17 protein-coding genes and 1 pseudogene are annotated in these 14476 nt (G+C 37.3%); 12 read left to right on the plus strand and 6 right to left on the minus strand.

Annotation, left to right across the window (positions count from 1 at the left end; genetic code table 11):
• A partial coding sequence (locus AACV01_RS10550; protein WP_237585018.1) for an RHS repeat-associated core domain-containing protein occupies positions 1–1041 on the plus strand: 1041 nt, incomplete at its 5' end.
• A complete protein-coding gene (locus AACV01_RS10555) occupies positions 1034–1369 on the plus strand; it encodes a hypothetical protein (RefSeq protein ID WP_049202934.1) in 336 nt (111 codons plus the stop codon). The genes AACV01_RS10550 and AACV01_RS10555, both read left to right, overlap by 8 nt.
• A gap of 203 nt (positions 1370–1572) precedes the next feature.
• Here AACV01_RS10555 and AACV01_RS10560 read toward each other — a convergent pair whose 3' ends face one another.
• Positions 1573–2142, minus strand: a complete 570-nt coding sequence (locus AACV01_RS10560) for a DDE-type integrase/transposase/recombinase (protein ID WP_081042231.1) — start codon at positions 2140–2142, stop codon at positions 1573–1575.
• A gap of 473 nt (positions 2143–2615) precedes the next feature.
• Between AACV01_RS10560 and AACV01_RS10565 the strand changes: the two genes are divergently transcribed.
• From AACV01_RS10565 to AACV01_RS10605, 9 genes and pseudogenes are all read left to right on the plus strand, one after another.
• Positions 2616–3179: a hypothetical protein gene (locus tag AACV01_RS10565; RefSeq protein WP_004247666.1), complete on the plus strand. Its 564-nt coding sequence runs from the start codon at positions 2616–2618 to the stop codon at positions 3177–3179.
• Positions 3180–3358: 179 nt separating this feature from the next.
• Positions 3359–3508, plus strand: coding sequence for a hypothetical protein (locus AACV01_RS10570; protein WP_155289805.1), 150 nt, complete (start codon positions 3359–3361; stop codon positions 3506–3508).
• Between the two features lie 72 nt (positions 3509–3580).
• On the plus strand, positions 3581–4498 hold the full coding sequence (locus AACV01_RS10575; protein ID WP_004247667.1) for a hypothetical protein: 918 nt from the start codon (positions 3581–3583) through the stop codon (positions 4496–4498).
• 70 nt (positions 4499–4568) lie between these two features.
• The gene (locus tag AACV01_RS10580) at positions 4569–4790 is read left to right on the plus strand and encodes a hypothetical protein (protein WP_223307222.1); all 222 of its coding nucleotides are present in this window, start codon (positions 4569–4571) and stop codon (positions 4788–4790) included.
• Complete coding sequence (locus AACV01_RS10585; RefSeq protein ID WP_004247669.1) at positions 4790–5266, plus strand: hypothetical protein; 477 nt, start codon at positions 4790–4792, stop codon at positions 5264–5266. Before AACV01_RS10580 ends, AACV01_RS10585 begins: the two co-directional genes overlap by 1 nt.
• A 231-nt stretch (positions 5267–5497) precedes the next feature.
• Positions 5498–5647: pseudogene (locus AACV01_RS10590) on the plus strand (RHS repeat-associated core domain-containing protein); the annotation flags it as partial.
• 357 nt (positions 5648–6004) lie between these two features.
• Positions 6005–6436 carry a hypothetical protein gene (locus AACV01_RS10595; protein ID WP_017628420.1) on the plus strand — a complete coding sequence of 144 codons (432 nt, stop codon included), beginning with the start codon at positions 6005–6007 and terminating at the stop codon, positions 6434–6436.
• A 248-nt stretch (positions 6437–6684) separates the two neighbouring features.
• A complete protein-coding gene (locus AACV01_RS10600) occupies positions 6685–6819 on the plus strand; it encodes a hypothetical protein (RefSeq protein WP_258172072.1) in 135 nt (44 codons plus the stop codon).
• A 136-nt stretch (positions 6820–6955) separates the two neighbouring features.
• Positions 6956–7918 (plus strand): hypothetical protein, encoded by a 963-nt coding sequence (locus AACV01_RS10605; RefSeq protein ID WP_049203042.1) that lies wholly within the window; start codon positions 6956–6958, stop codon positions 7916–7918.
• A gap of 146 nt (positions 7919–8064) precedes the next feature.
• Here the strand turns inward: AACV01_RS10605 and AACV01_RS17875 are convergent, their stop codons facing one another.
• The 4 genes from AACV01_RS17875 to asnS all read right to left on the minus strand — a co-directional run bounded on the left by AACV01_RS17875 (position 8065) and on the right by asnS (position 12770).
• Positions 8065–8247 carry a type II toxin-antitoxin system TacA family antitoxin gene (locus AACV01_RS17875; RefSeq protein ID WP_350400902.1) on the minus strand — a complete coding sequence of 61 codons (183 nt, stop codon included), beginning with the start codon at positions 8245–8247 and terminating at the stop codon, positions 8065–8067.
• A 104-nt stretch (positions 8248–8351) separates the two neighbouring features.
• Entirely contained in the window at positions 8352–9542 is a 1191-nt protein-coding gene (locus AACV01_RS10610; protein WP_161682889.1) for an amino acid aminotransferase, read from the minus strand.
• A 352-nt stretch (positions 9543–9894) separates the two neighbouring features.
• Complete coding sequence (locus AACV01_RS10615) at positions 9895–11028, minus strand: porin (RefSeq protein ID WP_272898952.1); 1134 nt, start codon at positions 11026–11028, stop codon at positions 9895–9897.
• 341 nt (positions 11029–11369) lie between these two features.
• Positions 11370–12770, minus strand: coding sequence for an asparagine--tRNA ligase (asnS, locus tag AACV01_RS10620; protein WP_004244664.1), 1401 nt, complete (start codon positions 12768–12770; stop codon positions 11370–11372).
• A gap of 73 nt (positions 12771–12843) precedes the next feature.
• Between asnS and AACV01_RS10625 the strand changes: the two genes are divergently transcribed.
• Complete coding sequence (locus AACV01_RS10625) at positions 12844–13035, plus strand: hypothetical protein (RefSeq protein ID WP_004244665.1); 192 nt, start codon at positions 12844–12846, stop codon at positions 13033–13035.
• A gap of 14 nt (positions 13036–13049) precedes the next feature.
• Here the strand turns inward: AACV01_RS10625 and pncB are convergent, their stop codons facing one another.
• Positions 13050–14264, minus strand: coding sequence for a nicotinate phosphoribosyltransferase (gene pncB / locus AACV01_RS10630; RefSeq protein ID WP_004244666.1), 1215 nt, complete (start codon positions 14262–14264; stop codon positions 13050–13052).
• Positions 14265–14476: the final 212 nt, after the last annotated feature.

Below are 14476 nucleotides of genomic sequence, written 5' to 3' on the forward strand. Positions count from 1 at the left end.
TATCACTATGACAGTGACCACCGCATTATCGCGGTGGATATCGACCAAGGGCCCTTAGGGTATCAGCGAGCGGAATACTGCTACGATATCTTAGGGCGTCGGATTGAAAAACGGTTATGGAAAGCCAGTGCGATTGCCAATACGGTGACCTATCACCACCATGAGCCGGATGAAGTGTACAGCTTTGGCTGGGTAGGGATGCGACTGGTATCTGAGCACAGCAGCGCAGCGCCCCATACCACGGTTTATCATGCTTACAATGACCAAAGTTATACGCCTCTAGCCCGCATTGAATGCACGGATAACCCGCTTAATCCGCAACGGGGGATTTATTATACGCACAGCAGTTTAAGTGGCTTACCGGAAGCGTTGACCAACAGTGAGGGTGAAATCGTTTGGCAAGGGCAATACAGTGCTTGGGGACATTTACAGCGTCAAACCCGCCCCACAAGCACATTTAATCGTGAACAGAACCTGCGTTTTCAAGGGCAGTATTTCGACAAAGAGACGGGGTTACATTATAATACGTTCAGGTACTATGCCCCGGATTTAGGCCGTTTTACCCAACAAGACCCAATAGGGTTGGCAGGGGGCATAAACTTATATGCTTATGCGCCAAATCCATTGACATGGGTGGATCCGTGGGGATTACTTGATGAAAACACCTTTATTCATTATACGGATAAAGCTGGTTTTGACAGTATAATGAAAACTGGTGTTTTGAATCCTAATAGCCAAGGGAAAGTCTATGTAACCGACATATTAATGATACCTGATGATGTTACACGAAATCTCCTCATCAATAATCCTAAGTATGTAGGACGTGGTGATTATGCGATTATATTTAAAGTTGATTCTGTGCAACTGACTAATATTAATAAAGTTTCTGAATTTGAGTATATTCATTCAGGTAAATTGAAAATGAAGGAAATCTTACATGCCGGAAAAAACCCATATTCTATTGTGTCACATATAGATTATGAAACACGCAATAAAATGACTAATAACCAACTCAATGCTAGGAGTAAATGCGGTGGTTGAACATATAGAAAGTAAAACTATAGATATTACGCAGGATGAAGTTAATGCATTAAAAAAACTAATAATGTACGTTAAATTTTCTTGTGAAGAAAATGAGTCGCTACAATATGCAAGTAGTTATTCAATTAATAGTTTTTTTGATAAATTAATTGACATTGATTGCTTTGGAAAAGCAGCCAAGGAGTTTTATAGTAAGAGGAATATTAATAACGAAAATTTTATCACAAAGAAAATCAATGATGATCAAGAGAAAAGTATAAATAAAATGGATGAAAGTGTATTACAAGAAGTATTTAAAGAAGCACTTCATCCTTTTAAGATTAAATAAATTAAACAAAGCCGGAAGGGATTGAAGTGACCCCCAATAGTTGGACAACCAATTACTGGGGCTCTTTTTATGTCAAAATACATCCACGATTTAAAAATCATCATTGCCAACCAATGTTTAGCGGGAGAAACATCTCGGAAACTTTCTAAAATATATTCTATCTCTTCACGCCAAATTCGATATTGGGCTCAAGTTGTTGCCATTCATGGCAATAATACATTCTTACCAACACCCCATTTTCGCTGTAGCCATGGACCAATTTTTGCGTTCGCTATCTCAACATCCAATTCAAGGTTTTGAGCGCGAAGTTCCGCCTTAAATGGCACGATAAAGCTATTTTTTAGGCAATGGTTAAAACGCTCTACTTTGTCTTTCGTTTTGGCCCGATAAGGCTGGCAAGCGGTCAACTTAAAACTATAATTTTTTGACATCTGAAGCATTTCAACATGCAGTTTATGTTCACCTTTAGCATAAGCGTCTCGCTTGACAATGAGGGCTTTGGCGTTATCACAAAGTACTTGTTGAAGCACGCCCCCAAAGTAATCGAACGCTTCTTTTAACCCCTGTTGCCAAGTGCTGGCTCGTTCATTATCAAAGAACTTGACGTAACAAGCTCGGGAATAGCCCAGTGTCGCCACGAACGCTTTTAGCTTCTGTTTACTTCGGCGAATAGTGGTGAAATCAATCTGCATCTGCTGACCGAGAGGCGTTTCAAAACGCACAATCGGCTCAGGTGCAATAATGGGTTTAAACTGGTAAACGAAACGACGCAATTGCGCAATCCTGCACCTTGATATCCCCTTTGACAAAGTTCATCAAACAAGATAGTTGCAGGGATCCAGTCGGGTTTAGCCAGTTGGATGTGTTGGATTAAGTACGGCTCAAATGGCACTAATTTGGTCTGTTTGGGTGCGCGTCGAGTATACGTTGGCATCGGTTCCTGCTGTAAATGGTGTTTAACAGTATTGCGGGAAATACCCAGTTCACGGGCAATTTTTTGGATGCTTTGACCTTGTGTAAAGCGAACATGAATATCCACAAATATCTCCTTGGTTATCATAAATTCCCCGTACAAAGTGTACGGATAATACCAAGTGGATCAGTTTTACATGATCAGTGATACTGTGAATGAAAGGATTATTAGGGCTGATAAAGAAGGAGGTAAACAAGGGGTAATAGATACATTATCTGAAATTCGAGAAATCCTATCCTCTGCTAGTAGAAATGCTAAATGGAAAACTATATTATGATTAATAAAGTCTATTATTTAAAATCAGATTTGGAAAACTATAGTTCTTTTATTCAAAATTATCCTGATGGAGAAGAAAGTATAATAGGGAGAGCGATGGATCAGCGATGGTCTAAATTTACTGATGACTATACTGCAATTTCATTAGAGTTAAATTCCAATGATTTTGGAAGAAAGAATTATAAATTTGATTTTAGTAGTTTTTTGTCGCCATTTATGGTTTTTAGTGAAGATGCATTGGTGTCTTTATCTGATATTTTGAGTTCAAGAGGACAAGTATTACCCGTTAAGACTGAGAGCAAACGGAAGAAATTTGTTGGTTATTATCCAACTAATTCACTTTCAGGATGTTTTGACAGAAAAAATTCTGTTTATCGGGAATACCCCAATGGATTAATGATTGAAAAGCCAGTTCTCATAAAAAATAACATCACTGATGAGTATTTATTTACTATTGACGAATATATTAGTCGAATCTTTGTTACGGATAAATTTAAACAAAGAGTAGAAGATGCAGGTTTAACGGCTTTCGATTTTTCAGTGGAAATAGAATTATCGTAAAAATAAAAAAGAAAGTAAAATTTTTCAATTATTGACTAACCAGTTACTAGGCTTTTTGTGTCAAAAAAAGTCGTGATTTAAAAATTATCGTTACTAGTCAATATTTAGCAGGTAATGGTTATGAAAGTCTGTGTCTGTATTTCGCTTTACCATTATCAGACAATGAACCTGAGTGGCGAGTGGTTGAGCACTGGCTTAAAGACGGTAAACGCTGTTTAGAGCATACCGAACTGACCTATGATTTAGCCCAACGAACCCTTATTACAGCAAAACGAGGTGCGAAAAACCTTCCGTTATGTCAATGCATTGAATTAAACTTGATTTTTTGAATGGGATTCAGGTAAATGTTGGCCGAAATCCCAAATTTTATGATTGGAATATAACGTTTGAGGAATGGTAGGATGAAAGAGATAGAACAATTTTATCGTGAATTAGAATCAGCTATTAATTTTATTTTAGAAGATAAAGAGTATTATGATTTTATAGATAATGCTTTAGTCGATTATATAGAAAATGCTACTAATAAGTTTATTTATGAATGGAATGATGATTTCTTTGAAAAAAAATGTAAAATAACACTTAATATTAATGCCTTACTAAATGAAAAAAGTAGTATGATCGTGCTTTTATTAAGAGATTTCTTAATGGAGGAAAAAGATAATTATATTGAGTTGATCAATTATTTTTATTTTTCTGTATTGGAGTGTTATTGTGAAGAATACTTTGGCAACAAAATAGAAAAAAATTTAAATGAACTAATTGCTGTATATTTTATCACATTGTCTTATTTTTCTCTAGATGATCAACTTGTTGTTTTTAAAAGTCTAATTAAAAATATTAAAGCTAACAATGAATTTATTGATGATAAGTTTTCAGAGACTTTAATACCACTTGTTTTTTATCTTTCCAAGAAAAAATCAAACTCAGTTAATGATAAATTGAATAATGATATTGAGTGGGGGATAAAAGAATTCAATTTTAATTTAAAATATAAAAAAATTGTTGATGGTTTTTTTCATAATGAAGATATAAGCTCATTATTAAATGAACTTTGCAATTATCATATATCGATAAATTATCCTAAAATTAACTCAACTGAAAACTCTAATCATGTAATTTACAAATTAATACCTTGTGAAGTAATAGTGTTACTTAGAATGAGAGAGTTAAATAAATTACCTATTAATAATATTGATCATCAACTAATAAATAGATTTAAGATGTTTTTAAATAAAGATATACCTTTAAGTAATTTTAATCGTTCATTAAGAAAATCTATTTTACATAAAGCATTACATAAAATTAGTCAGAATCACTGAAAAATCGTTGAGTTGTAGTTATGCTCGGGATATAGAACAGATAATTCTTATTATTCAACATATGGCTTATATGAAAACAACAAAATCAGCGACAACTTATAAACTTGATTATCATCCTGGTGGTTTAGGAATTCAGAAGAATATTCATCGAAATGATTATTGGAAAGTTTATAAATCTACAAGTAAAACTTCTGATGAAGTTTTAGGGAGAATAGGTCATGGTGATTTTAAAAACTATGATCTTATTAAAGAATCGCCAGTTTATATTGATAGCGTATTAATGAATGGTTGATGAAAATGATAGATTTTAGCGCCTCTATAATAAGTTATAAATCAATGGGTAATATTTTTGTTGGTGAAAATATTAGTCTTTACATTAGCGAGTTGTATGAACATCATGATGTCAGTCAATCTAATTATTATTTACCTAATGAAGATTGTAGGATAGCTTATTATATTGATAATATTCTAACTATAGCAACATTATTAGATGGGACGATTATTTCGATTGGGTGTAACGAGAAGTATAAAGGGAAATATAAAAATAAACTATATTCTGGTATGTTAATGGGAGAATTAATTAAACTAACAAGAAGTCAGCGTATATTAAATGGATCTATTATTATAGATGAAGATTATGGTATTTCTTTTATACTACCTTCCCCTTATGATGAAATCGCAGATTATATAGAACATATTCCATTAGATCTAAGAATAAGTGAAATCTATGTGTCTGACTATTCTTTTTGGGCATCGAATAAAAAATAGTTATTCAATTAGGCAGTGAAACGGGATATTGCCGACTTCCCTTAAAATAAGACAGCTATAATTAGAATATCTGCCCTAAAATTGAAGAGATTATGATGAAAAAACTCGTTTAATCGTGAACAGAACCTGCGCTTTCAAGGGCAGTATTTCGGCAAAGGCAAGTTTGTCGGGAACAAATTTGAACAGCGCTTGCGCTGGCCCATAGGGCGAGTATCAAGATGATACGAGTATACTGGCCTGCATTATAATACGTTCAGGTACTATGCCCCGGATTTAGGCCGTTTTACCCAGCAAGACTCAATAGGGTTGGCAGGGGGGATAAACTTATATGCTTATGCGCCAAATCCATTGACATGGGTGGATCCGTGGGGGCTGGCGTGTATAGGTAAGATGCAACCATACCGGTTTGGCGATGTTAGGGTCAAAGGGCCTCATTTAGATATATCTGTTAATGGTAGAAAGATTACTGAAGCTAAGTTGAGGTTTGATAAATCCGGCAACCTTATATGGGAGTGTTGTGATAATATTAAAGGAACCAGTAATAAATCGTTAAATCAAGCTGATAAATATATTAGGAGTTTAATGGAGAATAAAAAAATAATGGAGCAGGCCAAGATTCAACTTACTCAAACAATGGATGATTTTAAAAAATATTAAGTGATTCAAGTAGCAGTAAAAACTAAATTGAGTTAGCCGAAAGAGGCGTGGACAAGTTCTCTAAAATGTTGGAAAAATTAAATGAACCTAACTAGTTTTTTAAAGACGGGTACCTATTTATCATTAAAAGTAGGTGCCAGTGAAAAAGACGTATACTCTGTCTTTTCAAAAGAAGATTTGGGTCAAAAGTATTATTTTGATAATGCAAATAAACATGAAGGGTTCTCATATTTTTATGATGCATTAGAAATAATGATAATTAATTCAGTAGTGTACTCTATAGGATTTGATTTGGCTCGTTGCCCTGTATTTATATTGAATGATTTATCTATATGTAGTGAAACAAGTTTTGAGCTTATAATGAGGTATCTTGATGTTGCAGATATAGGTTGGTCTTTTGAAAATAAATACTGTAATGGCCGTGAGTTGACAATCAAAACAGAGGGGAACGTTTTACTTGGATGTGTTTACGATAAAGGCAATTATTGGTTATCAAAAATTAAAGTGTTTTAATTTATAAAAGTCTAGACTTCGGTTGATAATTATTTTAGCTAATTATAGCTGGAGGTCAGATATAATAAACATTAAAGCTAAATACGATATTGTGCATAAAAAGAAAATTTTAAATTATGCTCGTAATAGTAAAAATTTTACTAAAACTTGTTGATATTTGAAATATTCAGTGTCCACACACCGAAGCACCGCATAACCAAGTACAAGGCAGTGATAAATTTGATTATCGCTACGACGGTTTTGGTCGCATGGTCTCCCGCTATGAAAAAGGCAGTAGCTCGGGGCAACGCTATCACTATGACAGTGACCACCGCATTATCGCAGTGGATATCGACCAAGGGCCCTTAGGTATCAGCGAGGGGAATACCGCTACGATATCTTAGGGCGTCGGATTGAAAACGGTTATGGAAAGCCAGTGCGATTGCCAATACAATGACCTATCACCAACATGAGCCGGATAAAGTGTACAAAAGGCTCTAGATGAGATCCTATAACAACTGAAAAAGGGAAAGAAAGATAATGGAGTATATAACTAATAAACATTGGGCCAAATATATCAAGGGATATATTTTTACTGGTTGTGCAATCCGAGATAAAAATATTGTGTACTTTTGTTTGCGCAAAGATATTCCATACGAAAAGGCTCGAAATTTATGGAACAGCGAAATCCCCTCACAGTTATTATGTATTTATTTAGACACACCAGATGACCCGATTGATTATATTAGAATTGAAGGGTTCGATAATCCTAAAGTAGGTATTTGTTTAAAACCGAAAGAACAAGGGATGCTTGCATCTAGAGGCGATGGTGGGTTTGTCAAGTGTATGGGCAGTGGATCTAAATTTCCGCTAGAAAAAGTTATGCCAGAAAAAGAAGCTTTTCCGATAAATATTAAATGTATTGATGGTTATGCCTACTATGTTGGCCCAGGAAGAGATATTTATAAACGAATCGATATTGGTCAGTGGCAACAGATACAAAATGGTATTCCAGAGAGTAAATTCAATACAGATATGGGGTTTGATGATCTCGATGGTTTTTCTGAACAGGATATGTATGCCGTTGGCGGTGCAGGTGATGTTTGGCATTATAATGGCGAAATCTGGATCCCCTGTGGTTTTCCCTCTAATGAGCAATTAAGTGCAGTTTTATGTGCCCCTGATGGTTATGTGTATATTGGCGGTGAAGGGGGCAGTTTATGGCGAGGGCGTGAATACCAATGGGAAAAACTTTATCACGGCAGTTCGGCTATTTTACTGAACCAGTTGCGTTGGTTTGAAGATAAAGTGTGGGCATGTGATGACTATCGCTTACAGTGTTGGAATGGTAAAGAAATGGTCCGTCCCAAGGATGGTGATAAAAATGTTATCGCCTCAGGTCATATGGATGTCCGCGATGGGATTTTAGTTGTAGCTGATGATTATAATGTTGATCTGTATGATGGAACCGCTTGGCATAAGATAGTGAGACCTTATAAATAATAGGATTATTGTGAATATCAAGGCCTTATTGGAACTTACCCCAGTTTTTTAGCCTGAGTTCTAAAGCCTTTTCACCGGAGGAAAAACCTCCAGCCTATGGCCTATTTTGAGTGGTTCAGGTGCTGTCAGTTTCAATGTCATTCCTCTTAAGGGGATTTAGATATCACTGTTTTTCGTAATGTTTCGTTGCTTACAAGTGTTGCATCAAGCGGGTTGATAAATTCCTGATAAACTTCGGGATTAACATTTATGACTCGCAGATCTGTCAGTGTTTCTTCGGCTGAATGTCGAACGGCTTTCAAAACAAATTCAGTATGGTTTTTTCCCACAGCACGAATAAAACAATAAAAAACCCAACAACATATCTAATTAAATGCTGTTGGGTTATAAAACGTGTTATCTAACTGTATGCTTTAAAACGATGAAAAAGCCATTAAAGTACAGCGACAATGGCTTCACACAATGGAACCATATTTTCCAGTGTTAAGCCTGCGACATTAATACGACCAGAGCCGACAATATAAATACCATATTCAGCACGTAGACGTTCAACTTGCTCTTTATTAAGACCACTAAATGAGAACATACCATTTTGGTCAATAATAAAGCTGAAATCTTGTTTTGCGCCTTTTTCTTGTAACGTTGTCACCAGCAGTTGGCGCATACGCTGAATGCGCTCACGCATTGTGGTGAGCTCTTCAATCCACTCTTCTTTTAACTCTGGGTTAGATAAAATAGTGGTCACCACAGATGCACCATGTGCCGGTGGATTAGAGTAGTTTGCGCGAATAATCGCTTTGGCTTGGCTAAATGCTTTCTCAACAGTATCGCTCTCTTTTGCGACAATAGTGCAAGCACCTACACGCTCATTATAAAGGCCAAAGTTTTTTGAATATGAGCTTGCAACAATCAGCTCAGGATTACTTTCAGCAAATAGGCGTAAGCCTTGCGCATCTTCTTCAAGACCATTAGCAAAACCTTGGTAAGCAAAGTCAAATACTGGTAACCAACCTTTCTCGGCGGATAAGGCAGCCAATTGACGCCATTGCTCTAGCGTTGGGTCAATACCACTTGGGTTATGGCAACATCCGTGGAATAGCACAACATCACCTGCTTGTGCATTTTGTAGGCTGGCTAGCATACCTTCAAAATCTAAACCGTGGCTTTCTGCATCATAATAATCATATTGGCAAATCTCTAAGCCTGCAGTCTGAAAAATATTATTATGGTTGGGCCAAGTCGGGTTACTTATCCATACACGTTTAGCATTAGTTTGCTGAGCAATAAAGTCCGCAGCAATACGTAATGCCCCAGTACCACCCGGAGCTTGTGCTGTACGTGCACGTTTTTCTGTGATGATAGGGTGTTGTTCACCAAACAACAGTGCTTGAGTGACCGCACCAAACTCAGGAATACCGCTAATAGGAAGATAATTTTTAGTGGATTCGTTTTCTAATAAATATTTTTCTGCTTTTTTAACGGTGGTGAGTACAGGTGTTTTACCTGTTTCATCCTTATAAACACCAATCCCTAAGTTAATTTTGTTTTCACGAGTATCAGAACGGAAACTATCAGCTAAACCCAGAATAGGATCGGCTGGTGCAGCAATGATTTTCTCAAACATAGTGTAATTATTCCCTAAGCTCAAAACGAAGCCGAATTATGAGTAACAAGAGTAACGCTATAGAATCGGTTTGCCAACAGTTTGTAGAGAAATTAGCAAGAAGTTGTGAACTAAGTGAGAATAAATAGCAAAACAAGATGTAAATAAGTAAATCTTTCGTGATTACATTAACATGTAAATATAACCACTAAAAATAACCAATAGTTTAGTATAATAAACTGTTTATCTTGGTATTAGAAAAGGAGGAACAGAAAAGCGAGCAATATAAATAGGATAGGCAAATAAAAAAGCAACACCGAAGTGTTGCTTTTTAAATCAATTAACTTGACTGTTTAATTACCTTAAAGGGTAATTAGAACTGATAAGTCAGACCTAAACCAACTACGTTGTCAGTTGCAACGCCGTAAGTTTTAGTGAAGTCATTGTCATCTAACAGGTTGATTTTATAATCAACAACTGCAGTCATGTTTTTGTTAAATTTGTAGAAAGAACCTACAGAGATATATTTAACTAAATCTTGGTCGTTACCTTGAGCAACACCTAAGTCTTTACCTTTAGATTGAACATAGGCTAAAGATGGTTTGATACCTAAATCAGCAAAGTCATACTGTGCAGTTAACTCGATATTTTGAGTTTTGTTAGCGATCAGTTTGTCATCACCAAAGTAAGTCATGTTACGGGTTTCACCGTACATTGCTGCTAAATAAACATTGTTAGCTTCGAATTTACCACCAACGTTCCATGCTTCAGCACGTTCACCACCAGCTAAGCTTGCGTGTTGTTGTGGTGCTGTACGAGCAGAACTTGAGTAACCACCACCTAATGTTACGCCCCAACCTAAGTTATAAGCGGTAGAGAAACCAAAACCGTCGCCATTTGATTTAGCATCAGCTTGGCTTCTTTCTGGGTGTTCTGGATTGTAGTGACCACGAGTATTGTTGGTGTTTTCGTTATTTTTGCCTTGATATTGCAGAGCAAAGCTTAAACCATCAACATAACCGAACATATCAGTGTTACGGTAAGTTAATACGCCAGTAGTACGACCAGTCATATAAACGTCAGTTTGCGCCATGGAGTCACCGCCCCATAAAGGCAGAACGTCAGTCCATGCGTTGGTGTCATAAATAACACCGTAGTTACGGCCGTAATCTAAAGAACCGAAGTCAGCAAATTTCAGACCAGCAAAAGCTAGACGAGTTTTGTTGTTACCTTCGCTTCCTTCAGTATTATTAGTTTTAACTTCGTACTCGAAACGACCAAAACCAACTAAGTCTTTATTGATTTGAGTTTCGCCTTTGAAACCGATACGTGCACGAGATGCATCACCGTCTTCACCAGAATCTTTGTCAGCGAAGTAATGACGAACGTCAACTTTACCGTAGATATCTACTTTGTTGCCGTCTTTGTTGTACATTTCAGCTGCGTTTGCTGCACCAGCAAACATTAAAGCTGGGATTACCACTGCAAGAATATTGCGCTTCATCATTATTATTACCCTCATTGGTGTTATTCAGACACCTTTGCCACTGCCAGAAATAGTTTCTTAATTTTTATGGAACTATTTATGAGAGTTAAGTGTCGTCTGTGTCGGGTGACAGTGTTCCATTGGTAAAAAATTTTATCTACCCCGAATTTGCTACAAAATCGAAAAAAGTGTAACAAATTGTAACAATGTATTTCAAAGTGTGTATTTGGGGGAACTTTTCCATCAAATTGTAGCCATGCATAAAAAAAGCCAACCCTGAGGTTGGCTTCTGGTATAACTAAAGTTAGTACAATTAATCAGCAACACAAATGTTTTTTGTTGGCTACTAATTAATCAAACTATTAGAAATCGACATTTCTTGGTGTACGTGGGAATGGGATCACTTCACGAATATTTGTGACACCAGTCACATAAGCAACTAAGCGTTCAAAGCCGAGACCAAAACCAGAGTGTGGTACTGTGCCATAACGGCGTAAATCACGATACCACCAGTAGTCTTCTTTATTCATACCCATCTCAGCTAAACGTTTATCAAACATCTCTAAACGTTCTTCACGTTGAGAACCACCAATGATTTCACCGATACCCGGTGCTAACACATCCATTGCCGCAACTGTTTTACCGTCTTCATTCATACGCATATAGAATGCTTTGATATCTTTCGGGTAGTTCTTCACAACCACAGGGGCTTTAAAGTGTTTCTCAGCAAGATAGCGCTCATGCTCGGAGGAGAGGTCAACACCCCAATAAACTGGGTTTTCAAATTTCTGGCCGCAATTTTCTAACACAGTAATCGCATCTGTGTAGTCAATTTGTGCGAAATCAGAAGCGATAAAGTGCTCTAAACGTGTAATGGCTTCTTTATCAACGCGTTGAGCAAAAAACTCCATATCATCTCTGCGCTCAGCTAACACGGCAGAAAAGGCATATTTCAGCATTTTTTCTGCTAATCCGGCGATATCATTCAGATCAGCAAAAGCCACTTCAGGTTCAACCATCCAGAATTCAGCCAAGTGACGACTAGTATTTGAATTCTCAGCGCGGAAAGTTGGGCCGAAAGTATAGACTTTACTTAATGCAGAGGCATAAGTTTCGCCGTTTAATTGTCCTGATACGGTTAAGAAAGCTTCGCGACCAAAAAAGTCTTCGCTAAAATCAACTTCACCTTTATCAGTACGTGGCAGGTTGTTCATATCTAAGGTAGAGACACGGAACATTTCACCCGCACCTTCGGTATCCGCCGCCGTAATTAATGGCGTAGAAACCCAGAAAAAGCCTTGCTCATCGAAGAAACGATGTAGTGCTTGTGCCAAGGTATGGCGAACACGTGCAACAGCACCAATTAAGTTTGTGCGTGGACGAAGATGAGCAACTTCACGCAGATACTCAACGCTGTGACGTTTAGCGGCCATCGGATAAGTTTCCGGATCATCAACCATTCCTACTACCACAACTTTGGTCGCATGAATTTCAAAGTTCTGACCTTGACCCGGAGATTCAACAATTTTACCGGTGACTTCCACAGAGCAACCTGTGGTTAAGTGCAGCACTTCATCTTGATAATTCGGTAAATTATTATTAATGATGGCCTGTACTGGATTAAAGCAGGAACCGTCATAGACGGTAAGGAATGAGATACCAGCTTTTGAATCTCTTCTTGTACGTACCCAACCGCGAACGGTGACGTCTTCGCCAACCGCGATACGGCCTTGCAGTACGTCGACTACAGGCGCAACGATCATAAATAAATCTCTCTTCGTTTAATTAAAATAATTGTTTAGTAAATTCATTCTGCCCCTGTCGGACAGTTTTTCTATGTTACTTGCAATAGCGCAGGAAACAAGTAGGAAATTTCAGTTTAAAGAGGGAATCAGCAAGAGAAAAGCCTTTATAGAAAATATTTTGCTAAAAATAGGTAAAATCAGTCGAATAGTGGGGGTGATAGCAAAAAGAAAGGGCAATATTGGCCCTTTCTTTATAGATAGAATAGATAGAGTGAATAAATAGCGATTTAATCTTTATTAACAAGCTTGCCTAACAAGAGGAACATCAAAGGCTTTACGTAGCTTGTCGACAAACTCATCATCTTCACAAATGGTTTTACCTGGACTATCTGATAATTTAGCAACAGGTTTACCATTACACTCCACCAGCTTAATCACAATATTAAGAGGTGTAATATTCGGAATATTACAAGTCAATCTGGTGCCGATACCAAAAATTAAGCGGATACGCTTATGGAAATGCTTATAAAGTACTAAGGCTTTCTGAAAGTCGAGGCTATCAGAGAATACCAATACTTTACTCATCGGATCGATGCCGAGCTTTTCATAATGAGCAATGGCTTTTTCACCCCATTCAATCGGATCACCTGAGTCATGACGTAACCCTTGATAACGGCTGGCGAATGGCATATCAAAGTCACGTAAGAATGCATCCATAGTGATACAATCAGTGAGTGCAATACCGAGTTGATCTGGGTATTCATCTAACCATGATTGCAATGCAGCCCGTTGACTATTGGCAAGCTCAGGACTAATTTGCTGATGTGCTTGGAACCATTCATGGGCTTGTGTGCCTACGGGGGCCAGTTGCATACGTTCAGCAAAATGATAGTTACTGGTGCCGATAAGATAAGGGAAATGATTTTTTAATTCATCGACAATGGCACGTTGCACATCATAAGAAAAGCGACGACGAGTACCAAAATCCATCAATTTGAAATCCGCTAAATCAATCTGTTGTTCAGCCGCATCACGATAGAAAATATCGATAAGTTTGCGTAATTGAATAACGGCGTCATCAGCGGTGATTTGTGGCGAACGAGCACGGTGGACAATTTCACTCACCAATGCTAACAAAGGAACTTCCCATAAAATAACTTCACGCCAAGGGCCAGTTATCTTAATTGTCAATTGATTGTCAGCAGTGGTCGCGATATGCACTTGCTCGGGTTTAAAGCGAAAATGTTTAAACCATTGCAGATAGTCATTTTTAAAGAAAGGCAGGCTTTGAAGATAGCCAAACTCTTCATTAGTTAATGACAAGTCTGCCATCATATCCACTTGATGGCGTAAGGTTGTTGCATATTCACCTAGACGTTCATCACTCCGGCAGCGGAATTCAGCAACGACAGGAATATCACTATAATGATGGTAAACCGCCTGTTGCATGTGGAGCTTGTATGCATCGGTATCCAACAGTGATGTAATAATCGGTGTAGCGTCTAAAATCATAGCGCGTCAAGCATCCTCACGGAGCGTTTTTATGTCAGCTAAATCGTTAAGGTTGGAGAGTATACCCGAATATGATGATAATGCGTCACTATTCGTTAATATTTCTCTGCGACATAAAAACAAGCTGTAAATCTCTATTGAGTTTACCACGTTAAACATAATTTGGGAGTATGTTAGCATCAATTAGCAAATAAATTAGTTACACATATTAA

The organism is Proteus sp. G2609, from assembly GCF_963896135.1.
Lineage (GTDB): Bacteria > Pseudomonadota > Gammaproteobacteria > Enterobacterales > Enterobacteriaceae > Proteus > Proteus mirabilis.